20 protein-coding genes, 1 tRNA gene and 2 pseudogenes are annotated in these 25,017 nt (G+C 62.0%); 5 read left to right on the top strand and 18 right to left on the bottom strand.

Annotated elements, in window-relative coordinates; genetic code table 11:
* Positions 1-41 precede the first annotated feature (41 nt).
* From epsI to epsL, 8 genes are all read right to left on the bottom strand, one after another.
* On the bottom strand, positions 42-731 hold the full coding sequence (epsI, locus tag ACLB1G_RS22530; RefSeq protein ID WP_491629483.1) for an exosortase-associated protein EpsI, B-type: 690 nt from the start codon (positions 729-731) through the stop codon (positions 42-44).
* Entirely contained in the window at positions 728-1,585 is an 858-nt protein-coding gene (gene xrtB / locus ACLB1G_RS22525) for an exosortase B (RefSeq protein WP_491629482.1), read from the bottom strand. The genes epsI and xrtB overlap by 4 nt, the downstream gene beginning before the upstream one ends.
* Positions 1,586-1,632: 47 nt before the next feature.
* On the bottom strand, positions 1,633-2,505 hold the full coding sequence (gene epsG, locus ACLB1G_RS22520; protein WP_491629481.1) for a chain length determinant protein tyrosine kinase EpsG: 873 nt from the start codon (positions 2,503-2,505) through the stop codon (positions 1,633-1,635).
* A gap of 12 nt (positions 2,506-2,517) precedes the next feature.
* The gene (gene epsF / locus ACLB1G_RS22515; protein ID WP_491629480.1) at positions 2,518-3,921 is read right to left on the bottom strand and encodes a chain length determinant protein EpsF; all 1,404 of its coding nucleotides are present in this window, start codon (positions 3,919-3,921) and stop codon (positions 2,518-2,520) included.
* A gap of 29 nt (positions 3,922-3,950) precedes the next feature.
* A complete protein-coding gene (epsE, locus tag ACLB1G_RS22510; protein WP_491629573.1) occupies positions 3,951-4,739 on the bottom strand; it encodes a polysaccharide export protein EpsE in 789 nt (262 codons plus the stop codon).
* Positions 4,740-4,773: 34 nt separating this feature from the next.
* The gene (locus ACLB1G_RS22505) at positions 4,774-5,751 is read right to left on the bottom strand and encodes an EpsD family peptidyl-prolyl cis-trans isomerase (protein ID WP_491629479.1); all 978 of its coding nucleotides are present in this window, start codon (positions 5,749-5,751) and stop codon (positions 4,774-4,776) included.
* Positions 5,752-5,901: 150 nt separating this feature from the next.
* Positions 5,902-7,221 carry an undecaprenyl-phosphate glucose phosphotransferase gene (locus ACLB1G_RS22500; protein WP_491629478.1) on the bottom strand — a complete coding sequence of 440 codons (1,320 nt, stop codon included), beginning with the start codon at positions 7,219-7,221 and terminating at the stop codon, positions 5,902-5,904.
* A 73-nt stretch (positions 7,222-7,294) separates the two neighbouring features.
* Positions 7,295-8,539: an XrtB/PEP-CTERM-associated polysaccharide biosynthesis outer membrane protein EpsL gene (epsL, locus tag ACLB1G_RS22495; protein ID WP_491629477.1), complete on the bottom strand. Its 1,245-nt coding sequence runs from the start codon at positions 8,537-8,539 to the stop codon at positions 7,295-7,297.
* Positions 8,540-9,041: 502 nt separating this feature from the next.
* On the opposite strand from epsL, the gene ACLB1G_RS22490 reads away from it, so the two are divergent.
* The 3 genes from ACLB1G_RS22490 to ACLB1G_RS22480 all read left to right on the top strand — a co-directional run bounded on the left by ACLB1G_RS22490 (position 9,042) and on the right by ACLB1G_RS22480 (position 12,107).
* Positions 9,042-10,529 (top strand): hypothetical protein, encoded by a 1,488-nt coding sequence (locus tag ACLB1G_RS22490; RefSeq protein WP_491629476.1) that lies wholly within the window; start codon positions 9,042-9,044, stop codon positions 10,527-10,529.
* 13 nt (positions 10,530-10,542) lie between these two features.
* Complete coding sequence (locus ACLB1G_RS22485; protein WP_491629572.1) at positions 10,543-11,988, top strand: UbiA family prenyltransferase; 1,446 nt, start codon at positions 10,543-10,545, stop codon at positions 11,986-11,988.
* A 44-nt stretch (positions 11,989-12,032) separates the two neighbouring features.
* Positions 12,033-12,107: transfer RNA gene (locus tag ACLB1G_RS22480), tRNA-Arg, on the top strand.
* A 15-nt stretch (positions 12,108-12,122) separates the two neighbouring features.
* On the opposite strand, the gene ACLB1G_RS22475 is transcribed toward ACLB1G_RS22480, so the two are convergent.
* Positions 12,123-13,082, bottom strand: coding sequence for a glycosyltransferase family 8 protein (locus ACLB1G_RS22475; protein ID WP_491629475.1), 960 nt, complete (start codon positions 13,080-13,082; stop codon positions 12,123-12,125).
* Positions 13,083-13,280: 198 nt separating this feature from the next.
* Between ACLB1G_RS22475 and ACLB1G_RS22470 the strand changes: the two genes are divergently transcribed.
* On the top strand, positions 13,281-14,477 hold the full coding sequence (locus tag ACLB1G_RS22470; protein ID WP_491629474.1) for an acyltransferase family protein: 1,197 nt from the start codon (positions 13,281-13,283) through the stop codon (positions 14,475-14,477).
* 51 nt (positions 14,478-14,528) lie between these two features.
* Here the strand turns inward: ACLB1G_RS22470 and ACLB1G_RS22465 are convergent.
* Positions 14,529-14,660: pseudogene (locus ACLB1G_RS22465) on the bottom strand (IS3 family transposase); the annotation flags it as partial.
* A pseudogene (locus tag ACLB1G_RS22460) lies at positions 14,655-14,810 on the bottom strand (IS3 family transposase); the annotation flags it as partial. The pseudogenes ACLB1G_RS22465 and ACLB1G_RS22460, both read right to left, overlap by 6 nt.
* Positions 14,811-15,011: 201 nt before the next feature.
* On the opposite strand from ACLB1G_RS22460, the gene ACLB1G_RS22455 reads away from it, so the two are divergent.
* Complete coding sequence (locus tag ACLB1G_RS22455; RefSeq protein WP_491629473.1) at positions 15,012-16,052, top strand: acyltransferase family protein; 1,041 nt, start codon at positions 15,012-15,014, stop codon at positions 16,050-16,052.
* A 595-nt stretch (positions 16,053-16,647) separates the two neighbouring features.
* Here ACLB1G_RS22455 and ACLB1G_RS22450 read toward each other — a convergent pair.
* The 7 genes from ACLB1G_RS22450 to ACLB1G_RS22420 all read right to left on the bottom strand — a co-directional run bounded on the left by ACLB1G_RS22450 (position 16,648) and on the right by ACLB1G_RS22420 (position 24,987).
* Positions 16,648-17,709 (bottom strand): acyltransferase family protein, encoded by a 1,062-nt coding sequence (locus ACLB1G_RS22450; RefSeq protein WP_491629472.1) that lies wholly within the window; start codon positions 17,707-17,709, stop codon positions 16,648-16,650.
* A gap of 67 nt (positions 17,710-17,776) precedes the next feature.
* Positions 17,777-18,196: a RidA family protein gene (locus ACLB1G_RS22445; RefSeq protein WP_491629471.1), complete on the bottom strand. Its 420-nt coding sequence runs from the start codon at positions 18,194-18,196 to the stop codon at positions 17,777-17,779.
* Positions 18,196-19,368, bottom strand: coding sequence for an acyl-CoA dehydrogenase family protein (locus tag ACLB1G_RS22440; protein ID WP_491629470.1), 1,173 nt, complete (start codon positions 19,366-19,368; stop codon positions 18,196-18,198). Before ACLB1G_RS22440 ends, ACLB1G_RS22445 begins: the two co-directional genes overlap by 1 nt.
* A 1-nt stretch (position 19,369) precedes the next feature.
* Positions 19,370-20,224: an enoyl-CoA hydratase family protein gene (locus tag ACLB1G_RS22435; RefSeq protein WP_491629469.1), complete on the bottom strand. Its 855-nt coding sequence runs from the start codon at positions 20,222-20,224 to the stop codon at positions 19,370-19,372.
* A 33-nt stretch (positions 20,225-20,257) separates the two neighbouring features.
* Positions 20,258-22,615: a bifunctional salicylyl-CoA 5-hydroxylase/oxidoreductase gene (locus tag ACLB1G_RS22430; RefSeq protein ID WP_491629468.1), complete on the bottom strand. Its 2,358-nt coding sequence runs from the start codon at positions 22,613-22,615 to the stop codon at positions 20,258-20,260.
* Positions 22,612-24,231, bottom strand: coding sequence for an AMP-binding protein (locus tag ACLB1G_RS22425; RefSeq protein WP_491629467.1), 1,620 nt, complete (start codon positions 24,229-24,231; stop codon positions 22,612-22,614). Before ACLB1G_RS22425 ends, ACLB1G_RS22430 begins: the two co-directional genes overlap by 4 nt.
* 27 nt (positions 24,232-24,258) lie before the next feature.
* On the bottom strand, positions 24,259-24,987 hold the full coding sequence (locus ACLB1G_RS22420) for a response regulator (protein WP_491629466.1): 729 nt from the start codon (positions 24,985-24,987) through the stop codon (positions 24,259-24,261).
* Positions 24,988-25,017 lie beyond the last annotated feature (30 nt).

The following is a 25,017-nucleotide window of genomic DNA, read 5'->3' as shown; positions in this document are numbered from 1 at the left end:
AATAAACATGGGCATGTTCTGATAAAAAAGACGATGGCCCTTCAGCGCGCCGCCAACTCGCGCCCGCCAACGCGGGCACGGTCGGCCGGGGTCAGGGCATCAAGCAACTGGCCAATAAACTGCTGCTGGACAACGTACGCATTGTTATTATCGGGATCAATAGACGAAGCGCGTATCAGCAAGCCATCGGCGACTTGCCGCTGCAAGGCGTAGTGAAATTGCGCTTTCTTGCGCGCCCAGTCGTTGTTCACCGCATAAGCGCCCACAGTAAACCAATAGGTAACCAACTCATGTCGATTACCAGCCTGGGCCTCCATGCGGCGTACAGGCAATGGGCCACGCGCGGTGGGCAAATCAGCCTTACTCTTGGAGAGAATTTGAAAGCCTTGGGCAGGGTAGCATCCCTCGGGATCGTGCGCGGCCAGGCCGTCGGACTGGTTGGCGCCGTAGGGAACGCTGAGCATGATGCGATAGCCGCTGCCATTCACGTAGGTGCGCGTCAGCACCTGGGTGTAGATCTTGTTCAAGGCCGCCGTGGTCTCCGGGCTGACCTGCTGATACACCACCTTGTCATCCACCTGCCATTCGCCGAATTGCCGCGGAATCATGCGCTCCAGGTCCACCTTGGCGCCGTGATCGGCCAAGCGCTCGGTGGGCCGCAGCGCCACCGCCAAGCCGGAGGCAGCCAGCATGGACGCCAACAAGACTACATTACGCAACGCGCGGGTCATGGTTGCACCTCCTGGCCGGCACGGCTGGCGCGGCGTTTGACTATATACTGCAGCAGGCTGTCGAGGCTGATGATGAGCAATAGCGCACTCACAAACAGCACCATGCCGGCGAAGCCGTGCAGGAAGCCCTGCCCGGCCGCGTCACCGAAATGGTAAGTGATCAAGGTCAGCGTGATCACGCGGATCACATTGGCCGTAAATGAAATCGGAATGATCAGCAGGGCCAGCGTGATATTGCGCAGCGGCGCGGTATGGCGAACCACGTTCAGGTAGAACAGCCCGAGGGACTCCAGTGTAAGCAGGGTCTGGAGACCGGCACAGGCATCCGCCACCATCAGCTGGTATTGGCCAACTTGCAGGATAACCCCGGTACGGGCGATGGGATAACCAACCCAATACAGCAGGTGCTCGGTCACGTACGACACCGCCATTTTCATGGGCAGCGTCAGCGAATCCACTATCAGACCGGGCAGCGGCACCATGAACAGCATGAAAAAGAATGGGAACCACTGTATCCGCAATGCGCTGCCGCCATAGGTCATGAGAATCCAGGCAAACACGATCACGATGAAGGAACCCATTTCCGCCATCAGGATCTCTTGCGAACGACCAATGCTGTACAGCAGCAGGCCGAAGGCGAACACCACCCATCCCAGGCGGTTGCCGCCCTGCCCCTTGGACGCAGCCAGCATGGCGGGCCATTGGCGACCCAGCAGCCACAGGGACAAAGCCAGGATGATGGGGCCGTGGGCATAGCCCTCGGTACTCCAGATGCCGGTAAACAGGGTGTACAGGGTGGGCAGGTACAGCACCAGCAGCCCCAGCGCCATGCCCCAGTCGGCCGCCAGCGTCACGCGCCAGGCCGGCGGCGCGGCTCCTTTCACGGTCATGGTGACAGCCATCAGAAATCGACCATTACGGCACCCACTACCTCGGCGCCGGCTTGCTTGAGTTCATCGGTGACCAAACCGGCATCTGCCAGCAATGTCTGGTTGCTGCGTGCCACCAGCAGCACGCCGCCGGCACGCGCACCCACCGCCAGGGCGTCAGAGCCCAACGTAAATGGTGCAGCATGATAGAGCACCACGTCGTAGGCAGCTTCGAGCTCCTGATTGAGCTGGGCGAACTGGGGCCGCGACAGCAGCTCCAGCGGGTTGGGCGGCAGCGTGCCCGCCGTGAGTACCGACAGCGACAGCAGGCCATCGATGCGGCTGGCCACGGTGGGCGCGGCACGGCCGGCCAGCACATCCGACAGGCCGGGACCGGCCGGCAAGCCGAACACGCCATGCAGGCTGGGCTGGCGCAGGTTGGCGTCGACCAGCAGGGTACGTTCGCCCAGCTGGGAAAACACCACGGCCAGATTGGCTGCCAGCAGGTCGGACCCATCGTCCGCCCCTACCGCCACCACAGCGAGGGCCTTGCGGCCACGGGCCATCCAGCGCAGCATCAGCTGGCTGCGGGCGGCGCGCAACTGCTCTACCTGCGGGCTGAACGGCTGATACGCCGCCAGCAGTTTTTCGGAATACTTGTGCTCCCCAGCCTGCAAGTAGGGATAGTCAAACTGGCGCGCCAGTACCTGTTGGATATCGGCCTCGGTGATCAGCCCCAGACGCTGGGCCGCTTCCCCGAAGCGTATCCCCAGTTCTTTTTGCATGCGCAGAACACGCTCGGCGTTTTCCGGCGTGATCTTGCCACTGGCCAGAAGGATGCCGCCTATGCTGGAATCACCGGACGACGATAACTGCGACGGATGAATCGTGGAAGGAGCGTTCATTGGATATCCTCTTTAGTTCAGGCGCGGCCGGCTCGGCAGCAGCGCTTTTTGCAGACCCAGTCGCTTCTTGGGCGGCTGCCAATTGATCACGGCCAGCACCGGCACGCCTAGCGTATCGCTGAGGTCGCTTTCGGAGCGGATGCGGCGGTTCAGCATTTCCACCACCAGCCCCAGCGCCACGCCCAGGACGCCACCGAGGAATACGGCAATCAGGGTGTTCAGGACCACCTTGGGGCCGGAGGGTTCCAGCGGGACGGATGCCGGATTCAGGATAGAAACATCAGTCTGTTCGGCCTGGCCTTCGAGACGGGTCTGGGATGCGCGCTGCGCCACGGCGTCAAAAGCCCGCTGGGCGCTTTCCACATCCTTGATCAGAACGCCCATTTCGTCGCGCGTGCGGTTCAGTTCCAGCACCTTGTTGCGCTGCTCCTGCAGCGCGGCGCGGATTTCCGCCTCGCGCTGACGCATGATTTGCGCATTGTTGCCCACAGTGGTGGAAATGGTCTTGACCTGGGCTGCGAGCTCACTACGCAATTTGTCGACCTCGGCCTTGGCACTCTGGTACTGCGGATGGTTACGGTCCAGCCGCTGGGCCACCTCGGCCAGCTTGGACTCGGCCGTCGCCAGTTGCAGCCGCAGACTCTGCACCACGGAGTTGGTGGCCACATCCGGCGCCTCACCGGCAGCTCCATTGGCCATGCGCTGGCGGGAACCGGCCTCGATGGCCTGGCCTTGCGCCGCCACCAGTTGTGCCGACAGATCGTTCAGCCGCGACGATTCCACGTCGAGGCGGTTGTCCACGCTGACGATGCCGTGCTCCTGCTGGTATTTGGACAGGCGGCTTTGTGCTGCTTCCAGGTCGTCACGCGAGGTCTTCAACTGGTCCGCAAAATAGACCGACACTTTCTTGATCGGATCAACCTTGAGCGTGATATTCAGGCGCTGGTATTCCTCGGCGAAGGCATTGGCAACGGCGGCCACGAATTGCGGGTCGGCGCCCTTGAAGCCGATTTCAATCAAGCTGCTCTCGCGCGAAGGCACGGCCTCGACTTTTTTCTGCAAGAGTTCGGCGAGCCATTCGCGTACCGTGCCGCGGCCGCCAGTGGCCGCATTGAACTGGCTTTGCACGGCCGGACTATCGGCCAACTTCAGCCGGTCAACCACCCGCAAGGCAAGGTTCTTACTGGTAATAATATCAATCTGGGTCGCCATATATCCGGGCAACAACTGGCCGGGGACCGACATGCCGGTCACCGTATCGATGCCCTTGGAATTGAGCAGCACTGCGGCAGAGGCCTGGTAAGTCTTGGGCTGCAGCAGGCTAAGCACGAAAGTGGTGAGCACCGTCAGTACCAGCGTGGCCAGCACGATCATGCGGCGTGCGCGCAAGATCAACAGGAATTGGGACAAGTTCATGGCAATTTCTCTTTCAAGGACGCAGCGGCTTAGAACCAGCTTTCGCTGACATACACGACATCGTCATTTTGCAGCTCGTCATCATGCTTGGCCTTAATGACATGCAGCACGCCGTCCGGGCCGCGGCGCTTGATGCGGATGTCGCGCTCCGTGCCACGGGCGGTCAGGCCGCCACCGGCCGACAGTGCCTGCACCACCGTCATGTTGCGCTCAAGACGGAAGAAACCTGGACGCTGCACCTCACCATAGATGTAGATGCGCGGCGCACGCTCGACATAGATGATGTCGTTGGCGCGCACTTCCAGATCGCGCTCCAGGGCGCCGGAGCGCACCATGCCCACCACGTCGATGGTTTCCTTGGTAGTGCTTCCGTTGCGCTTGCGAATCAGCGAAATGACGTCGCCACCTTCGGCTGCAATACCGCCAGCCTGCGCCAACAGATCCATCACGGTTCGCTTGCTGTCTATGGGATAGCGGCCCGGACGGTTGACTTGTCCGAGCACGGAAACCTGCTGGCTGTTCTGCACCGTCACCAGCAGGTTGACCTGGGGCTTGCGCACGAAACCGCCGCTCTCCAGCAGGCCGGCGATCTTTTTCTCCGCAGCTGCCGGGGTCAGGCCGCTTACCTGCACCTGGCCGATCAGCGGCAGCGTCATCACTCCTGCATCGCTGATCTTGGTTTCGATTGCCAGGTCAGGGCTGCCATACACCGACATCCTGACCACGTCGCCCGCACCCAATACGGCATCGTCGGCGCGTGCCGCCGACAGCGACACCATCAGCATCAGTCCCACCATCCACACCAATATTTGCTTCATCATACTCATCGCTCCATGCAGAAAATGGGATCACTCATTTCATACCAGCAACACCACGCGCAGCGGCATCCCCGCTGGCATCAGAGGCGCTGGCAGCCGGGGCCGAATCGGGCGCAGCGACTGGGGCAGCGGGGGCAGCGGCGCCAGGCTGCGCAGCCGGCGCGCTGGCGCCGTTCAGGTACTCGATCTTGGCGCTGGCCCGCAATTGCTTGACCTGCGCCGCAGCCGCATCCTTGGCATGCTTGTTGGCCAACAGCTGTTCGATCTGCGGGGCGGCCGCATCCTGAGGTACTGGCGCGTCCTTGATGTCGGTAATGGTCATGAGCAGCGAACGCTCGCCTTCGCGCACGATGAACAGCTGGCCCTTGTTCATGGACAGCATCTTGGACGACAGCTCCGGGGGCAGGTCGGCGCTGCTGCGCGCCAACTGGGCGCGGCCATAGGCGACCTTGTGGCCATCCATCCAGGCCGCCACCTCGTCCAGGGACTTGGCGCCATCCACCGCAGCTTTCAGCTCTGGCGTCAGATCCTTGGTGGCCAGCAGCAATTGACGCATCTCGAATACCTTGCGGCCGCTGAACGCCAAAGGATTTTTCTGGTAAAAATCGGCCACCTCGGCCGCGCTGGGCTTGGTCGGCGCCCCCACCTGTTTCTGCAGGTAAGCCTGGGCCACGATCAGCGCCTTGGCGCGCTCGATGGCCTGCACTACCTTGGGATCGCGGTCCAGTTTTTCCTTGGCAGCGGCTTCCAGCAGCAGTTGGCGATCGATCAGGGACTCCAGGATTTGCTGGCTGGCGGCGGCTTGCTGGCCGGCCTGCACGTTGGCGCGCTGTAATTCCTCGTTGAGCTGCAATACAGTGATTTCCTCACCGTTGACGCGAGCCAGCGTCTGCCCGGGCTTTTTCTCCTTTTCACCGCAGCCGCTGACGGCGGCCAGCACCAGCAAGGCCAGTGCGGCACGCGCCGGCCAGTGGCCCGAAACACGGGGGGGATGCTGATGTACTTGGTTCAAAATAATTTCCTTAGCTAAAATCGACAGGTGCCGAGTGTTAAGCAAAAAACCACAGAGATATTCTTCTACTAAGGCATTCTACCGGCTTACCCCGGCTATCACCATGATTTCTTGCAGTGCATCATGCCCTTAAGCATGTCTTAAGCTTGGTCAGTGAGCGTTCTTGTGTCCCGTCACGACGCCCACGGTGCGCAGCACGATCCACAAGTCCAGCCACAGCGACCAATTCCGCAAATAGTCCAGATCATAACGGATTCTCGCCTCCATCTTGTCCAGCGATTCGGTTTCGCCGCGGAAGCCATTCACCTGGGCCCAGCCGGTGATACCCGGCTTCACCTTGTGGCGCAGCATGTATCCCTTGATCAGCTTACGATACTGCTCGTTGTGGGCCACCGCGTGCGGGCGCGGCCCGACGATGCTCATGCGGCCCTGGATCACGTTGAAGAACTGCGGCAGCTCGTCCAGCGAGGTGCGGCGCAGGAAGCCGCCGACGCGGGTAACCCGCGCGTCGTTCTTGGTGGCCTGGGTTACCTTGTCGCCATCCTCCGCCACGGTCATGGAGCGGAACTTGTAGACAATGATTTCTTCTCCATACAGGCCATAGCGGCGCTGGCGGAAGATCACCGGCCCCGGGGAAGTGGCTTTGACGGCGATCGCAATAACCAGCATGATGGGCAGCAGCATGATCTGTATCAGCACCGCCAGCACAATGTCGCTGACGCGCTTGACCACGCCATTGATGCCGGTGAACGGTGTTTCACGGATGGCGATCACCGGCATTCCGCCGACGCTATCGAAGCGGGCCTGCATCAAGTCAAACACGTAAATGTCGGGCAGGAAGTAAACCGAGGCGGTGGTATCCTCCAGCTCATCGAGCAGCTTGCGCACGCGAGGCTGGGCAGAAATTGGCTGGCTGATAAAAATCATTTTGATCTGGTGCTGGCGCACGTAAGCAGGGATCGCGTCCATCACGCCCAGCACCGGATGGGCCAAGCTGGCCGGATGGCGGTCGGCCATGCGATCGTCGAAGAAACCGGCCACGGACATGAACAGGTTGGGCTGGCTTTCAATCTTGTGCGCGAACTTGATGCCGACGTCATTGGCGCCGACGATGATGGCCGACCGGACCTCCTCGCCAGCCCCGCCCAGCACCCCGAGTTTACTCACCATCAGGTGGCTGGCGAGGATCAACAGCGGCGTGAGCAGGAACCAGGTCAGGACCACTTCAGATCGGAAGTAGCCGCGCATGCCGCTGACGCCGCCCAGCTGGTACAGGATGGCGACGGTGATGGCCCAGCCCACCACGACGTCGCGCGCATAGGCGCCCATGCGTCCGCCACGCCAGGCGCGATAGGGATCGACGTGGTAGTACACAGCCGAGGAAATAAAGAAAGCCAGTATCACCAGTACCAACTCATGGCCGGTGAAGGGGGCGCCATAAAGCTGCGCAACGACATACAGGCCACCCATGATGAGTATGGGATCGAGGACACGCTGAAAAAAGGATATGAGGGGAATGTTATTTACCATCGCAGGCACACAACTAGAACTGGACCGAGGCGCTGACCGTCGCGCCGTTGGCATGGTAGCTACTGCTAAAGAGCGAATTCGCCTTGCGCGTCTCGCGGAAGGCGCGCAGGCTCAGCGAGACCCGGCGGTGGGGCTGGTAGCTCACTGAAGCCGAAGCGCCAACGCCCGTATCATCACCGCCGAGAATTGCGCTGCGCGGCGTGCTGCCGCTGAGCGTGCGGTGCAGGCGATGCACTTCGGCCTCGGCCTGGATCTTGGCCGTCGCTACCCAGTTGGCGCTAACACTGGCACCGCGGTCCAGCGAATAGTTGATGATATCGCCCTCAAAGGCGCCGAATTCGCGCCACAACTCACCGTCCAGCCGCACGGTACGCGTGGCTTGCCAAGTGGCCTTACCGCGAGCATTAAAACCGCTGGCATCGCTTATGGCGAACTCATCATGCTTGCGCGACGCACGACCACCCAGGAATTCCAGCCGGGTCAAGCCTGACACTTGCCATAGCAGCTTGAGCTTGACCTCATCCTGGGTGTAATCCTGGCGGTATGGGACATTGCCAGAGTATTGCAACACGTCATACTTGCCTTGCTCACGGCGCAACTGCAAACCGATGCTGCTGCCCGTAGTGGGGGTGTAATCCAATCCTAGGACGCCGGCATCGACATCGCGGTTCAGATTTTTCTGAGAAGCCTGCTCATAATCGTATTTATCCCGTCGAACGCCGGCGCGCACGCGCCAGCTGGGATAAAAGGTCCAACCTCCGTCAAAGCCGGCGCCAGTCTGGCTCCGCAAATTGCGCTCCGTGGTACGCAGGTCTGTAAATGGCATCAGCGTCTGCACATAGCTGGCGCTGGCCGCCCCGCTTAGGTGGTTACCCAGCACCCACCCCCAATTCAAGTCTGCGGTTTTGCCGTTGTAGTTGTATTCAGGATGATTGTCAAAATTCACTCTGGTCACCCTGGCACTGGCGGACAGGGACTGCCGCCCCAGCTGCCCTTGCACGCGCAGGCCGGCAAACACGCTGCGCAGCAGGTCGGAAGGCTCCGCGACGGCAGCTGTATTCTGGACCCGCAGCAGGTTATCCTCGTATGAATAAGCCAACCCGGCATACGGTTGCAGCGTGTCTTCGCTTTGCGCCCAGGCGCCTCCAGCCACCAGACTCAACACTATGGCAGCCAGCGGACGTAAAGAACGCTTACCGTTACCGGCGCGGACCATGGCTCGGGATGAACGAGATGACAATCGCAGGGGAGGAAACACGTGCACAGTACTGAGCATTATTCTTATCTTCGATGAAGAGGAGGCGGATCCTGGCTAGTGCACGGGACGCAACGTCAAAAGCGCCAGCATGCACGCCAGCCATAGTGTAACAACTAAAGCAGAATAATATCACCTCAACAATAGTACCGCCTGAATTTTAAGTTACATCTCGCCGTCGGAGAGCACTTCATGCTGCAAAGCAGCACGATATCATAGAAGTGCAAACCTGCACGGGACGCCCAATTCGAAGCCCTGGTGCTGGTCCTGCAGCTCCAGTACATCTACCACCGCATGAACGCGTCCGGCATGCTGCAGTGAAGCATAATTGCAAAATTTCGCTATCATTCTTGCAGTATTCGATAGTAATATACCAATGATGCCGCTCGGCCAGCACCGTGCCCGGCACGGCTTTCCCCTTTATTCCCCGAGGTTCAAGTTGAAGAAAAACAATTTATTGTGGATCGCGGCCGTCGCGCTACTGTCCACCGGGCTGACTGCCCTCATGGGCTATCGCCTCACCTTCGGCGAGCCCGACATGGGCAGCATGGTGACCGGCATCGTCTACGGCGCGGTCAGCGGCGACCCGCACGCGGTGGATTGGCAGTATGGCTTGTCCTTCAGCTTCGGTTTCTACCAGTTGCTGTATGCGCTGATCCCGCTTGACCTTCTGCGCTCGCCCGACCACGTCACACAGGTCATCAATCTTGTCGGCCTCGCGTTTTCGCTGCTGTTCGCGGTGAGCCTGGCCCTGTTGCTGGGCCGCGTGCTGGCGCGCCCGGTCGCGCTGTTCGTCAGCATTGCCTTCCTGTTCTCGCCGCTGGCCATGCCGTTCCTGGCCTCGGGCCACCCCTTCATCGGCGCCTGCGGCCTGCTGTTCCTCGGCACCTGGCTGTTGCTGCTGACAGCGGACGCGCCGTCGCCGGCGCGCGCGCTGGGCCTCGGTGCACTGGCGTTGTCCGCGCTGGTGGCCAGCATGACGCTGCGCGGGGACATCGCGCTGGCGCTGCCCTTTGTCCCGGCGACCTGGTGGGCAGTGCGGCAGCGCCCGTTGCGCGACTGCTGGCGGCAAGTGATCCTGGTCGCCCTGGTGCCCGTGCTCGCGTTCGGCGCGTTCCTGCTGCTGCAGCATCCCTATGTGAGCACGCACGGCGGCGCCGGCGGTTCGCTGATGGGCTTTGTGAATAAATTTGTCGCGCTCGACCGCGTGGGCCGCGGCGTGGTGGTGTTCGTGATGGTGCTGGGCCTGGGCACGATCGCCGGCCTGCTGGCAGGCGCCGCACGCCTGGCGCGCAAGCGCACTGCGGTGCCGGCGGCGCCGCTGCTGTGTGCGCTGGCGGCGCTGTTCCTGCCGTCATTCCTGTTCTGGCTGCCCAACCCGCAGCCGGCCCGCCACTTCCTGTTCCCGCTGCTGGCGCTGTTTATCCTGATCGGCCTGCTGTGGGCCGACCAGCTGCGCACCATGCGGCGCGCGCTCGGCCTGGCGGTGCTGCTGGTGCTGGCCAACCAGTTGCTGGCCGAGGCTACGCGCCCGCTGATCGTGTCGCGCTACCAGTGGGCCTACGACAGCGGCGGCATCCGCCGCGCCACCCAGCAAGTGCCGATGGGCCTGTTCCCACTGGACCAGCGCGCAAACTGGACCACCCAGCAGCGCTTCCACGAGGAAGCGCGGCGGCTGGCCGCCAGTGCCCCCGAGCGCCTGGTCTTCATGGGCGACACCAAGGAATATGTGGTGACCGCCCTGCTGGCGGCCGACCCGGCGCTGCGCCTGCGCACGGTCAAGCTCGGCACCTTTGATGCCTGGTTGCTCAGCGCAGGCAAGCGCCAGCTATACCTGGTCGACAAGCGCTTCCAGTGGCCGGGAGACGCACTGGCCGTGATGCTCGCCATGCCCGAGGTGGCCGACTACCCGATCTACGTCCAAACCGGCACCATGAGCCGCTACGACAAGACACCGCTGCCACCGGGCCGCGCCTATCGAACCATGCCGTAAGAGGCCGACCGTGATGCAATCCGAGACCCCCATCCCCCAGGCCCTGCCGCTGTGCGTCGACTGCGACGGCACGTTGATCCACACCGACCTGCTGTTCGAGTCCTTCCTGTTGCTGCTCAAGGCCCACTTCTGGCAAGCGCTGCGCGTGCCGTTCTGGTTCATCAAGTATGGGAAGGCCGGCACCAAGCTGCGGATAGCCGCGCTGGTCGAGATCGACGCCAGCCTGCTGCCTTACAGCCGCGAGGTACTGGACTACATCGCGCGCGGCCGCGCCGCCGGCCGCCACGTCGTGCTGGCCACCGCCAGTGCCCAGCGCTACGCAGACGCCATCGCCGCCCACCTTGGCGTGTTCGACCAGGTACTGGCCACCAACCCGGCCGACCACCGCAACCTGTCGGGCGAGGGCAAGGCTAGCGAACTGAACCGCCTGTTCGGACGCGGCGGCTACGAGTACGTGGGCAATAGCCGCGACGACCTGCCGGTCTGGCGCGACGCCGGCCAGATCGCCGTGGCTAACGCCCCCGCCGCCGTGCTGCGCGGCGCCCGCGCGCTGGGTCCGGCGCAGGAAGTGGCGCGCGCGCCGCACAAGCTGGCGCGCGCCGCCGTAAAATCACTGCGGCCGCACCAGTGGCTGAAGAACCTGCTCATTTTCGTGCCGCTGGTGATGGCGCACGCGCTCGGCGACAGCGCCCGGCTGGGACAGGCGTTACTGGCCTTCCTGTGCTTCGGTCTGTGCGCGTCCAGCGTGTACGTCCTCAACGACCTGCTCGACATCGACGCCGACCGTGCTCACCACCGCAAGAAACACCGGCCGTTCGCCAGCGGCGCGCTGCCGATACCGGCCGGCGTGCTGCTGCTACTGCTGACCCTAGGCCTAGCGGTGACGCTGCTGGCGCTGCTGCCGCCGCTGTTCGGGCTGATCATGGCGATCTACTACGCCAGCACGCTGGCCTATTCGTTCCGGCTGAAGCGGCAAGTGGTGGTTGACATCATGATGCTGTCAGGCTTGTACACCATCCGGATTCTGGCCGGCGCCGCCGCCACCGGCATCACCCCGTCGTTCTGGCTGCTGGCGTTTTCCATCTTCATCTTCCTCAGCCTGGCGCTGGTGAAGCGCTACGCCGAGCTGCGGTTGACCGTCGGCAAGGCCTCGGGACGTGGCTACACCGCTGACGACCTGCCGGTGCTGCTGGCGCTGGGCGCCGCCAGCGGCTTCAGCGCGATCCAGGTACTGGCGCTGTATCTCAACAGCCCCGAGGTCCGCGCGCTGTACCGCCAACCGCAACTGCTGTGGCTGATCATGCCGGTGATGGCGTACTGGATCGCCCGCATCTGGCTCAAGACGCACCGCGGCGAGATGCACGACGACCCGGTGGTGTTCGCGGCCAAGGACTGGCAGAGCCTCCTGATTGGCCTTACCATCGGCGGGGTCGCTCTGCTAGCCACGCTACAGTTTTGACACCACGGCGGCCGCTCTCCGCTATAATGCGGCTCGGCTGCCCCCTCCCCGTAGCACAATGGATAGTGCACATGCCTCCTAAGCGTGGGATACTGGTTCGATTCCAGTCGGGGGGACCATCACTGCGGCAGCGGCTAAAACGGGAAGCTTGCACCCCGGACATAATCGAAAAACTTGCTCCGCTGGGATGAGATCGCGGCGCGATCGCGACTCAGCCGGCGCCACTCCTGCAGCCACGACTTCGCCAGGCGCAGATGCGCACGCAGACTGCTGCGCTCCACCACTTTCAGATAAGGCTGCAACTTGGGCTGCTCACGCATGATTTCTTCATAGGATGGCTTGAAGCGCGCGCCCCACGGCGCCAGCGCGGCGCCCCAGGGCTTCTTAGGCCCGGTAAAGTGTATGATTGCCGGCGGATAATCCCGCTGCACGTGCAGATCGGCATACACCGAGTGGAAATTGTAACGGGGTGCGAAACTGAGCACCTTATCCTTGAAGGTCGCATTCAGCGCGCTTTGGTCGTGCCGGATGCAAATTTCGGAATTATCAAAGAAGAACTTCAGTGCCCGCGGCGCGGCTTCCACCCACGTACTGCGCCTGAATGCCAGCACTCCGGCATTGAAGTAAGTCTCGGACGTCAAGCCCCCCAGATTGCGCAGATAGTCGTCTGGCGTGATATTAGTACTGCCGTCATCAAGATCCAGCCATGCGCTTCCTCGGCCAGCCATGATCATGTGCTCAGGTACGGTATATTTCACCAGCCCGCTGACATCGCCCACGACCTGCACGTCACCATCGATATATATGATGTTCTCATAGCGCGCATCGATCACTTCATGCAACGATAGCCGCGCCAGCGACGTGACCGGGACATGGTTCTTGTGGAAGCTGATGTTTTCCGGCGGCGCGAACAGCTCATAGGGCAGCGACTCGAACTTGATGTGGGCGTTGCCAGGCTGCAGCACCAAGTATTCGATCAACTCTGGCTCGATATTGACCGTGTAGATGACGATATCTGCAATCGCGTGTATGCCCTGCTTCACCAGTTGCCGTGCAGCTACCAAGGACGGCACAAGAAAGCCGATGTCGGTCACAAATACCACTAATCTATCCACGCGCAGTTCCTTTTTGACAAGTTAAGGGTTTATAAATAATTGTACTATGAACATGATGCGGAGGGCAGCCTTGAGCCAGCCAAGCGCGCGCCACAATCATTAATGTTGCGATAACTTTGCAGTTTTGCCTCGTCCGGGATTACCGGTTTAGAGAAGCTTATTTCTTGAGCGAACTGCATGGATACCCTGAGCATCATCCCCGCCATAGTAGCCATCATGCTTGCCGTACTGAGCGGCTATTGCATAGCCCGTTGGGGTAGCGCTCCGCCTGATCACGGAGGCACGAGCTCCCTTGATGGGCTACGCGGATATCTTGCCTTCTTTGTCTTCATCCACCACGCCAGCTATTGGCGCTTTTACCTTCTGAACGGCCATTGGGTCGCTTCGGAATCGCATGTCTACACCCACATGGGGAAGAGCAGCGTGGCACTCTTCTTCATGCTCACGGCATTCTTGTTCTTTAACAAGGTTTTAGACTCCGCAGACCGCCCCATCGATTGGTCCCGACTATATCTGTCCCGTTTCATGCGGATCACGCCGCTGTACTTGTTCGCAGTGGCAGTCATGTGCATCATAGTTGCGACGCTGTCCCAAGGGCAGCAAAACAGCTCTTTTCGCACCAACATGGCAGCCCTCATCCATTGGTTGGCCTTCACTGCGCTACGCATGCCTGACCTGAATGGGATACGCGATACGTATCTGATTACTGCGGGGGTGACATGGTCTTTACCTTATGAGTGGGGGTTTTATTTCTTGCTCCCCCTGCTTGCCGCCTTGACCCGTCGTACGGTGCCCTTGAGCTATATTGTGTTCAGCCTCCTTGCATTGCTATTTATCGTAGCAAATGCGCTCCATAGCCACTATTTTCCCTTTCCCTATCTTTATTTTTTGGGGGGATTGATAGCATCTCTGCTATATCGCCAAAGCTGGTTCAAACACTGGGCTGGGACGCCGGTTGCGTCCGTAATCGCAGTACTTTGCGTGGTCGCCACGGTCATCTACTCGCATTTTCCGGACCAAGTAATTTCCATTGTACTGCTGACCATCACGTTCTCCATCATCAGCTCCGGCAACACATTGTTTGGCGCTCTGACCACGCCCAGTTCACGCGTACTGGGAGACATGGCATACAGCATCTATTTACTGCATGGAATACTTTTGTACATTTCTTTTAATCTATGGATGGGCCCTGAGCGGGCCAGAGAATTAGCGCCTTCAGCACATTGGCTGCTGGTCTGGGCATTAACTCCCCTGTTGATAGCTCTGTGCTATCTCACGCACCGGTTTATTGAAACCCCTGGGATAAACCAGACTCACGAAATTTATCGGAGAATCAAGCAGGCACGCTGTCCGGTGCGGAAAGCAAGGAATTGAAAACCGCTTCGATCCGAGCACCCTGAGAGGGCACTGTGAGTCAGCCGACTTAGCCTGCTCGGGAAGTCGTCGATAGTAGTTTGCCTCAGATTCGGCCGGCGGTATATAGTCCAGTGGTTCGAGTAAGCGATGATGATTGAACCAAGTAATCCACGCCAGCGTCGCCAGCTCGACGGCTTCACGCTGGCCTGTGTTCCCGATCTCTCGCTGGCGTACCCAGCGGCGCAGGGTTTCGGCTGTACAGCCTATTTTGGCTGCGATGGACATGTTGGCTGTCCACTGTGACTCGTACTCGCTGCCGGCCTCTTAGACGATGCGCAGGGCGCGCTCCATCACTTTGGGGAAATCTCGGACTGATTTCTCATGGTGGTTCCATTTTCTCAAAAGTCGGAGCCTCCTTCAAATCCGGAGCGATTCAGGGACGGTCAGGGTAGGATGCGTACAATGTCGCTTACCAAGTGACAAGTTTTCAACTTATAATGGGTGGCACCCGCACTACGGTGGGCGCTCTACGCTTCTCGACAAGGATTTTGCATGCGAAATTTGTGGGTGGACTATGCCAAGGGAGTTGGCATCTGCTTGGTGGTGTACGGCCATGTTGCGAATGGATTGTTCAATGCCCGCATACCTATGGATGCTGAAACATACACTTTAATCGACAATGTCATCTACTCCTTCCACATGCCGTTGTTCTTCTTTTTATCCGGTCTCTTCTTCAAGGCGTCTCTGGATCGGCGTGGAAGCATGCAATTTATTGCAAATAAGCTAGATAACATTGTATATCCTTATTTGATATGGTCCTTGCTGCAGGGATTTGTCGAAGTCACCATGAGTCGGTGGACAAACGGGCATGTGACGCCGAGCCAGGTCTTATCTGTATTATGGTTGCCACGGGCGCAATTTTGGTTCCTGTATGCGATGTTTTTCATCATGCTGACTGCGGTGCCCATCTACCGCCATGCCAACCCGCGGACCTACATCTGGATTGCTGGCGCCAGCTCAATTCCAATGCTGATAGGCGCTCCCTATACAGCCATCAAGGCTATTGACTTTGTGATGTACTACTTCATCTACTTTGCGGTAGGCGTATATTTCAAAGAAATCGAGGCCTTGATATGGCGCCATCATAAAAAACTCCTCTGGCCCGCCGCCTGTATCGCCATACTCGCACAATACCTTTATACATTCGTTTATCGCATGAGTTGGGCTACGCGCGGCCCCGTCGAAATTGCAATTGCCTTGCTTTGTATATTTGCCATATGCCTCTGCTGCATGGCTCTCTCTAAAAGCCGATACGAGATGAAATGGCTTGCATTTCTTGGCACGTCGTCGATGGTAATTTATGTGATGCACACGCTGGTGGCGAGCGGCATCCGTATCGTTCTGAAATCGTTTCTGCATGTTCAGAACTACCCTATGCATATCAGCTTGGGAACCTTCGCAGGGATCACGATCCCGCTGTTGGCGTATCACTTTCTACGTCCCTTGGGGATCGAAAGGATGCTGGAACCTTCGCCCAGATTTTCCTTGGAAAATCTGCTCAAAAAAAAATCTGCGCGAAGCCCGACCCGATGAGTTTGCATCGGTAGCGGGGATGGAGACGGACCGCAAGATGATAAGTAAGCGTCTCAACAACACCGTCTTTAATTGAGTGCAGCACGTCGCCATGATTGAATTTGGGATGCAAAAGTGGAGTGGCGACAGCATGTGCTCACTCGCCAAACGCCTTGAGCGCGGCCGCTTCGTCTGGCCCTAGGCTGCTGACGGCACCGTGGCGCTGACCCAGGCGCAGCTGTCGATGCTGCTCGAAGGCATAGACTGGTGCCGGCCAGAGCGGATCTGGCGGCCGCGATCGGCCTTAAACATCGCGGTGCTCGCGATCCGGAAGCCTGGCTACGACATGCGCTGGCCAACATCGCCGAGCATCCCGTCAACCGGGTCGATGACTTCCTGCCCTCGAACTGCGCAGCGCAGCTTCCCTTGGCTTAAAAAACACGCCGCTTCCCAGCGGTGTGATGCCATCATCAATCAATTCGTCCCTCGGCTCAAGACGGCGCTGGCTTTACACTTACGATGATAAGGCGCAAGCACTAATTATTCCAGTGATCTTAGAGTAGTAAAATCCGGCTTTTACAGCGGGATTTGTGGAACCATCGATACCAGCACCAACTCAGGCCGAAGGTTTGACTCCCATCCATCGGTCGATCCAACTTAATGCCATATCCTTGACCGTGTTGGTCAATGGCATTTCAATAAAACGATAGACCACAAGCCCAAGAAGGTTAGCAGCAACACAACAAAGCAACGTCAGGGCAACCAAGTTGCCATATTGGCCCTCTGTTACAGAATTTGAGAGAATTTTCATGCCGCCTAACACAAAAGTATGGAAGAGATAAGTGCTATATGAAGCATCGCCAAGTTTTGACATTATCCTCACCCACCACCCTTGTGACACAGGTTGATAAGCTAAAGCCAAGTAGAGCACCACACAAACTAAAGGCAACATTATACAGAGCCACACCTGATAATCGAATGAATGAGATATCGATGTCATGAAAATTATTATAATAACGGCCACTCCTAGTGTACTCATTCCCGATTTTTTTGGGCGCAACGCATTTACAGGAAGTAGTGCTACCAGCATTCCACAGACAAAAAACAACAAAATGGTCGACGCATAGAAACGGAAGATAACATTTAACTTTTCAGCATGAAAACTACAGAGCGCCAGTATCAAAAAAGTCAGAACACTGAGTAACAATCCTTTTATTCTCGGAAGACACAAGGATGCGGCAAATACGAGGTAGAAAAACATTTCCAAATTCAAAGTCCATCCCTGACCCAATATAGGTCTATATTGCCCTCCAGACATTTGAAAAGGAATAAAAAATATTGATTTGAGAAAGTTTAAAAACCGAAAATCGGGCCCACCGTTGATTTTATTAATATACTGCAACGTGGTTGCAATCGCGTACAAGGGAAGTATTCTTATTAATCGGCGAATGAAAAAATCACCCGCAGACCCAATTGAGCCAAATGTATTATATTGACTCTTAACCATTACAAAGCCGCTAATGGCAAAAAAAACCATCACTCCCACAGCGCCGAAGTACGGTTCATAATAGCTTTCAGAATTTTTCCAATTCTGAAGTATATTTCCTACAAAATGATCAATTACGACTAGTGTCGCGGCGATAAATCTTAAAATTTGGACGCCATAATATTTTTTCATTCTTTATTCCGAGCAAAGTTGATGTAGATACCCTAGCGTTGTTGTATATCATTTTTTTGCAAAAAAGTCAACAGTTTAGCTGTCGGTTTTTATAAGCAGGAGGTATTATTGCGACGGCTTCGATTTCAACCCGCGCCCGTGCTTCGATCAGCCCTGAAACCTGCACTGCCGTCATGGCTGGGTAATGCCGACCGATAATCTCCCGGTAGGCCTCGCCAATAACGCGGTATGCCGCTACGTATTCTTCCTTGTCCAAAACGTACCAGGTCATGCGTACGATGTGCTCGGGACGGGCCCCGGCTTCGGCCAGCACGGCCACGATATTGAGCAGGGCCTGACGGGTCTGGGCGGCAAAATCATCGCTGTGGAACACGCCCTGCCCGTCCCAGCCCACCATGCCGCTGACGAACACCATGCGGCCGCTGGCCGCCACCCCGTTGGAATAGCCGCGCGGCCGGGCCCAGCCCGGCGGTTGCAAAATCTCCATTATCCCTCCCCGGACTGCAGCCCGCGCAACAGCTCGCGCGCGATGATCAGTTGCTGCACCTCGCTGGCGCCCTCGTAGATGCGCAGCGCGCGGATCTCGCGGTACAGGCGCTCCACCACGTGGCCGCTGACCACGCCCTGGCCGCCGAACAGCTGCAGGGCGGCGTCGATCACCTGCTGGGCAGTCTCGGTGGCACTCAGCTTGGCCATGGCCGCCTCTTTCGTCACATTGCGTCCCTGGTCGCGCAGCCAGGCGGCGCGGTAGGTCAGCAGGGCAGCGCCGTCGATGCCGGTGGCCATCTGAGCCAGTTTGGCCTGGGTCAGCTGGAAGTCCGACAGCAGCTGGCCGAACATGGGACGCGAGGCGGCCCGCGCCATGCCTTCGTCCAGGGCGCGCCGCGCAAAACCCAGCGCGGCGGCGGCCACCGAGGTACGGAACACATCCAGCGTGGCCATGGCCACCTTGAAGCCCTGCCCGGCCTCGCCGATGCGCTGGCTGGCCGGCACCCGGCAGCCACGGAAGCGCAGGCGCGCCAGCGGGTGCGGCGCCATGACGGCAATGCGTTCGGCAATCTCCAGCCCCGGGGTATCCGCATCGACAATGAAGGCGCTGATGCCGCGCGCGCCGGGCTGCTCCCCGGTGCGCACGAACACGGTGTAGAAATCGGCGATGCCGCCGTTGGAAATCCAGGTCTTTTCGCCATCGATCACATAGCCGTCGCCGTCGCGCACGGCGGCGCAGCGCATGGCAGCCACATCGGATCCGGCTTCCGGTTCGGACAGGGCGAACGCCGCGATGGCCTCGCCGCGCGCCACTGCCGGCAGGTAGCGCGCGCGCTGCGCCGCATCGCCGAACAGGCTGATGGCGCCTGCGCCCAGGCCCTGCATGGCGAAGGCGAAATCGGCCAGGCCGTCGTGCCGCGCCAGCGTTTCGCGCAGCAGGCAGATGGCGCGCGTGTCGATGGCCTCGGCGCTGCCGCCATGCCGCACGCCGGCCACTGCGTGGCGCAGCCAGCCGGCGTCGCCCAGCTGGCGCACCAGGCGGCGGCAGGCGGCGTCCACGTCGTCATGGTGCTGCGCCAGCTGCGCCCCGGCCCACGCATCGAGCTCCCGCTCCAGCACCGCATGGCGCGCTTCAAAGAACGGCCAGTCCAGGTAAGTCTTGTCGCTCATGTCAATCGCCCTCGAACACCGGCTTCTGTTTCGCCACGAAGGCGTGGTAGGCGCGGTGGAAATCATTGGTGGCCATGCAGATGGCCTGGGCCTGGGCCTCGGCCTCGATGGCGCGGGACACGTCCATGCTCCATTCCTGCTGCAGCATGGTCTTGGTCATGCCGTGGGCGAAAGTGGGGCCGTCCGCCAGGCTGCGCGCCAGCGCCTGGGCCGCGGCCGGCAGCGCGTCCGGCGCGTGCAGGCTGTTGAAGAAGCCCCAGCGTTCACCCTCCTCGCCGGACATGGAACGTCCTGTGTACAGCAGCTCGGCGGCGCGGCCCTGGCCGATCACGCGCGGCAGCAGCGCGCAGGCGCCCATGTCGCAGCCCGCCAGGCCGACCCGGGTGAACAGGAAGGCGGTCTTGCTGCGCGCCGTGCCCAGGCGCAGGTCGGAACCCAGCGCCAGCATGGCGCCGGCGCCCACGCACACGCCGTCCACCGCCGCCACGATGGGCTGCGGGCAGGCCAGCATGGCCTTCACCACGTCGCCGGTCAGGCGGGTGAAGGCCAGCAGGCCGGGCATGTCCAGCCTGGTCAGCGGGCCGATGATGTCGTGCACGTCGCCGCCGGAGCAGAAGTTGTCGCCGGCGCCGGTCAGCACCACGGCGTGGATGTCGTCGGCGCGCGCCAGGGCGCGGAACAGGTCGCGCAATTCGGCGTAGGAATCGAAGGTGAGCGGGTTCTTGCGCTCGGGGCGGTTCAGGGTCACGGTGGCGACGCCATCACTGGCCTCGAACAGGAAATGGCTGGCCCGGTATCCGGCCAGCGCAGTGCGGGTGCCCGGCAGCTGGCCGGACTCCCCTGTCAGGTAACGCATGGGACTGTCCTTGGTGGTTGCTGGCCCGCCCGCTCAATCGGGGGATGGGCCATTGATGTCGTTGCCGGCGCGGCGCGCACGCTCCAACTGCTGCTTGCCGGGCAAGTACGGCAGCGGCCAGCGCGCGCCGGCATAGCCGATTGTAGCCGCTTCCAGCAGGGTCCAGGCCGGATTGCCCAGGTGCGGCCGGCCCACCGCGCATAGGTCGGCGCGGCCGGCCGCGATAATGCCGTTGGCCTGGTCGGCGGAGGTGATGGCGCCCACCGCGATGGTGGCGATGCCGGCCTCGTTGCGGATGCGGTCGGCGAACGGGGCCTGGTACATGCGGCCATAACGCGGCTGCTCGCGCTTGCTGACCTGGCCGGAAGAGCAGTCGATCAGGTCGGCCCCGCCCTGCTGGAACAGGCGCGCGACGGCCACCGCATCGTCCGGCGTGATGCCGCCTTCGACCCAGTCGTGGGCCGAGATGCGCACGCTGATCGGCTTGTCCTGGGGCCAGGCGGCGCGCACGGCGGCGAACACCCACAGCGGGAAGCGGCAGCGCAGCTCCAGGCTGCCGCCATAAGCGTCGGTGCGCCGGTTGGTCAGCGGCGAAATGAAGGACGACAGCAGGTAGCCATGCGCGCAGTGCAGCTCCAGCCAGTCGAAGCCCGCTTCCTGCGCCGCCAGGGTGGCGCGCACGAAATCGTCCACGATGCGCGCCATGCCTGCCTCGTCCAGCTCGCGCGCCCATTGCGACACGCCTTCCAGGTATTGCTGCGGCGAGGCCGACACCAGCGGCCAGTTATCGCGCGCCAGCGGCTGGTCCATGCCTTCCCACATGGGCCGGGTGGAACCCTTGGCGCCCGCATGGCCCAGCTGCAGGGCGATCTTGGCGTCGCTGTGCGCATGGACGAAGTCGACGATGCGCTTCCACGCCAGCGTATGCGCGGGCGCATACATGCCGGGGCAGCCGGGCGTGATGCGCGCCTCGGCCGAGACGCCGGTCATTTCCGTGAACACCAGGCCGGCCCCGCCCAGCGCGCGCGCGCCCAGGTGCGCCAGGTGGTAGTCGCCCACCACGCCGTCCACCGCGCTGTACTGCGCCATGGGCGCGACTGCGATGCGGTTCCTGAGCAGCACCCCGCGCGCACGGAACGGCGTGAACATGGGCGGGATGGGCAAGCCTTCCGGCGCGGGAGCGGACGGCATCGGCAGGCCGGCGTGTTCGAAGGCGCGCCGCGCCAGCCAGGCCTCGTAACCGGCCACGTAGCGGGCGTCGCGCAGGCGCAGGTTCTCGTGCGACAGGCGCTGGCTGCGCGCCAGCATGGAGTAGGCGAACTGCGGCGCCTCCAGACTTCCATAGCGTTCGACGTTCTCGAACCATTCCATGGAATTGCGGGCGGCGCTCTGCAGCTTGAGCACTTCCACGGCGCGCGCTGCCTGGTAGGCGTCCAGCGCGCCGCGCAGGCCGCCCTGCGCCGCGTCCTGGGCGCCGTCATCCATGTGCTGCAGGCAGTCCGCCAATGCTATCGCATCCTCCAGCGCCAGCCGGGTGCCCGAGCCTATCGAATAATGCGCCGAATGGGCGGCGTCGCCCATCAGCACCACCGGGACGGCGCCGTTCCAGTGCACCCACCGGCCGCACACCAGCTGCGTGAAGGTGCTCCACTGCGGTGGGCCGTTGGCCAGCAGCGCATGGCCGTCCAGCAGGTCGGCGTACAGCCGTTCGCAAAAGGCGATGGCCTGGGCCGGCTCCATGCGGTCCAGGCCGGCCGCGCGCCATACCGTTTCCGGCGTCTCGACAATGAAGGTCGAGGTATCTCCGTCGAACTGGTAGATATGGGCCTGGAACCAGCCGTAGGCGGTCTGGCGGAAGGCAAAGGTGAAGGCGTCGAAGCGCCGGCGCGTGCCCAGCCAGATGTAGCGGCAGTGGCGGCTTTCGATGCGCGGCTGGTAGCTGTCGGCGTAGCGCGCGCGGGTGCGGCTGTGCAGGCCGTCGGCTGCGACCACTAGATGGGCCTGGTGGCGCGCGGCCAGTTCGCGATCGTCGCCCTCGCTGCCGTACACCAGTTCCACTCCCAGCTCGCGGCAGCGGGCCTGCAGGATTTGCAGCAGGCGGCGCCGGCCTATGCCGCTGAAACCGTGGCCGCCTGAGCGCACGCATTCCCCCTTGAAGTGGATCTCGATATCGTCCCAGTGGTGCAAGGCGGCCTGGATCGCCTGCGCGCTGGGCGGATCGGCCTGCAGCAGGCGCTCCAGGGCCTGGTCGGAAAACACCACGCCCCAGCCGTAGGCGGCGTCGGGCTGGTTGCGCTCCACGACCGTGACGCGGTGGGCGCGGTCTTGCTGTTTCATCAGCAGCGCGAAATACAGGCCGGCCGGACCGCCGCCCAGGCACACGATGTTCATGCGCCGCTCCGCAGCCGGAAGCGCTGCAGCTTGCCGGTCTCGGTGCGCGGCAGGGCCGCCACGAAGCGCAGCGAGCGCGGATACTTGTAGGGCGCGATGCGGCGCTTGACGAAGTCCTGCAGCTCGCGCACCAGCGCGGCCGAGGGCTGGAAGCCGGTGCGCAGCACCACGTGGGCCTGCACCAGCTGGCCGCGTTCCTGGTCCGGCACGCCGGTCACGCCGCATTCGGCCACCGCCGGATGACCCAGCAGCGCGTCCTCCACCTCGGGTCCGGCGATGTTGTAGCCGGCCGAGACGATCATGTCGTCGGTGCGCGCACGATAGTAGAAATAGCCGTCCGCATCCATCTCGTAGGCGTCGCCGGTCAGGTTCCAGCCGTCCAGCACGTAGTCGCGCTGGCGCGCATCGTCCAGGTAGCGGCAGCCGGTCGGGCCCTTGACGGCCAGCCGGCCGACCACGCCCGGCCCCACCGGCCTGCCCTCGCCATCAAGCACACAGGCCTGGTAGCCCGGCACCGGCTTGCCGGTCGCGCCGGGCCGCACCTGGCCGTCGGCCGCCGCAATGAAGATGTGCAGCAGCTCGGTGGCGCCTATGCCGTCTATCAGTTCGATGCCGGTGGCGTGGCGCCAGGCGTCGCGCGTGGCCACCGGCAGCGCTTCGCCGGCCGACACCGACTTGCGCAGGCTGGACAGGTCGTAGCGCGGCGCCAGCGCCGCCATTTGCCGGTAGGCGGTGGGGGCCGTGAAGGTGATGGTGGCGCGGTAGTCCTGCACCGCCTGCAGCAGGGTTTCCGGGGTGAGCTGTTCCAGCACGGCGCAGCCGCCCACCCGCAGCGGAAACAGCAGCAGGCCGCCCAGGCCGAAGGTAAAGGCCAGCGGCGGCGTGCCGGCAAACACGTCGTCGGCCTGCGTCTTGAGCACCGAGCGCGGGAAGCAGTCGCAGATCGCCATCAGGTCGCGGTGGAAGTGCATGGTTCCCTTGGGGACGCCGGTGGTGCCGGAGGTAAAACTGATCAGGCAGATATCGTCCAGCGCCGTGTCCACCGCGTCATAGCGGTCCGGCTGGCGCGCGCTCCAGTATTCCAGCGTATCGATGCCCGGCCCGGCGCCGCCGAACCACAGGAGCTTGGGCGGCACGCCGGGCGCCGCCTCCAGCTCGCCGCGCAGGCCGTGCTCGCACAGCACGGCGTTGACGCGCGCGCGCTCCATGATGGCGCCCAGCTCGCCCGCGCGCAGCAGCGGCATGGTCGGTACTGCGATCAGCCCGGCCTTCAACACGGCCAGGAGGCAGGCCGCCATCATGGGCGAATTGGCGCCGCGCAGCAGCACCCGGTTGCCGCTCTCCAGCGCCAGCGGCCCGCGCAGCACATGGGCGATGCGGTCCACCTGGCGCTGCAGTTCGGCGTAGCTCCAGGCCACGCCCTGGCCACGGATGGCAATGCGATCGCCCTGCCCGCGCGCCACGGCGGCGTCCAGCAGCGCGGCGGCGCAGTTCAGGCGCTGCGGATAGTGCAGTTCGGGCAGGTCGAAACACAGCTCGGGCCACAGCGCGGCGGGCGGCAGGCGCTCGCGCGCAAAGCCGTCGGTGTGGGCGCTTGCCCGGTTCGTGCTGGCCACAGAAGGTACTGGCAAGGAAGGACCCACTCAGGCGGCGCCGCCCTGGCGTACCAGTTCCGCCTGGTGCTGCACGGCGCGCCGCACGCCGTCCAGCACCAGCTGCACGGCGCCGGCCGACAGCGCAGCCGGGGCCAGACCGCGCAGGGCATCGGCAGCGCCGTGCAGGCCCAGGGTGATGCAGCCAGTGTACAGGCGCTCCAGGCGGGCCTGGGCCTCGGGCTGCTGGTTCGCCGCCAGCATGGCGGCCAGGTCGGCCGCCGCCGCGTCCAGCTGGTTGTGGAAGCCGTTCAGGTAGACCAGCAGGCGGTCCGGCTTGATCCCCAGCCGCGCCAGGGTCGCCTGCGGCGTTTCCGCCTCCGGCGTGGGGCCCGCCAGCGATAGGGCGGGCGGCGCGTCCAGCAGGGCGGCCAGCTGCTCGCGCACCTGCGGCGCCTGGAAGGGCTTGACCACGTAGCCGGCAGCGCCGGCGGCAATGGCCGCGTCCACCGTGTCCTGGTCGTTGGCCGAGGTCACCAGCACGAAAGGCGCGCCGGCCAGTTCGGGGTCGGCCTTGACGCGCTGCAGCAGCTCCATGCCGGACAAATGCGGCATGCGCAGGTCGCAAAAGCAGATTGCCGGACGCAAGCCGCCCTCCAGCTGCCGCCAGGCGTCGGCGCCATCCTCCGCTTCCACGATATCGAATTTGCCGCAGCCGTCGATCAGGTGCATCAGCACCATGCGCGAGACCACGTCGTCATCCACCACCAAAACTTTCATGCCTCTCTCCAGTGCCCATTGACCCCATGT

The organism is Duganella kummerowiae (genome assembly GCF_053572355.1).
The sequence above is the reverse complement of the archived record's forward strand: the minus strand, read 5'-3'. Positions and strand labels throughout refer to the sequence as shown.

What these genes read in the sequence shown, in the direction of transcription:
- ACLB1G_RS22435 (WP_491629469.1), bottom strand. Translation starts at nt 20,224, where the DNA reads ATGCGTTACCTGACAGGGGAGTCCGGCCAGCTGCCGGGCACCCGCACT.
- ACLB1G_RS22450 (WP_491629472.1), bottom strand. Translation starts at nt 17,709, where the DNA reads ATGAAAAAATATTATGGCGTCCAAATTTTAAGATTTATCGCCGCGACA.
- epsE (WP_491629573.1), bottom strand. Translation starts at nt 4,739, where the DNA reads ATGAAGCAAATATTGGTGTGGATGGTGGGACTGATGCTGATGGTGTCG.
- epsF (WP_491629480.1), bottom strand. Translation starts at nt 3,921, where the DNA reads ATGAACTTGTCCCAATTCCTGTTGATCTTGCGCGCACGCCGCATGATC.
- ACLB1G_RS22430 (WP_491629468.1), bottom strand. Translation starts at nt 22,615, where the DNA reads ATGAACATCGTGTGCCTGGGCGGCGGTCCGGCCGGCCTGTATTTCGCG.
- ACLB1G_RS22470 (WP_491629474.1), top strand. Translation starts at nt 13,281, where the DNA reads ATGGATACCCTGAGCATCATCCCCGCCATAGTAGCCATCATGCTTGCC.
- ACLB1G_RS22440 (WP_491629470.1), bottom strand. Translation starts at nt 19,368, where the DNA reads ATGAGCGACAAGACTTACCTGGACTGGCCGTTCTTTGAAGCGCGCCAT.
- ACLB1G_RS22485 (WP_491629572.1), top strand. Translation starts at nt 10,543, where the DNA reads ATGCAATCCGAGACCCCCATCCCCCAGGCCCTGCCGCTGTGCGTCGAC.
- ACLB1G_RS22500 (WP_491629478.1), bottom strand. Translation starts at nt 7,221, where the DNA reads ATGGGTGGCCTGTATGTCGTTGCGCAGCTTTATGGCGCCCCCTTCACC.
- ACLB1G_RS22490 (WP_491629476.1), top strand. Translation starts at nt 9,042, where the DNA reads ATGGGCTATCGCCTCACCTTCGGCGAGCCCGACATGGGCAGCATGGTG.
- ACLB1G_RS22420 (WP_491629466.1), bottom strand. Translation starts at nt 24,987, where the DNA reads ATGAAAGTTTTGGTGGTGGATGACGACGTGGTCTCGCGCATGGTGCTG.
- epsI (WP_491629483.1), bottom strand. Translation starts at nt 731, where the DNA reads ATGACCCGCGCGTTGCGTAATGTAGTCTTGTTGGCGTCCATGCTGGCT.
- epsG (WP_491629481.1), bottom strand. Translation starts at nt 2,505, where the DNA reads ATGAACGCTCCTTCCACGATTCATCCGTCGCAGTTATCGTCGTCCGGT.
- ACLB1G_RS22455 (WP_491629473.1), top strand. Translation starts at nt 15,012, where the DNA reads ATGCGAAATTTGTGGGTGGACTATGCCAAGGGAGTTGGCATCTGCTTG.
- ACLB1G_RS22445 (WP_491629471.1), bottom strand. Translation starts at nt 18,196, where the DNA reads ATGGAGATTTTGCAACCGCCGGGCTGGGCCCGGCCGCGCGGCTATTCC.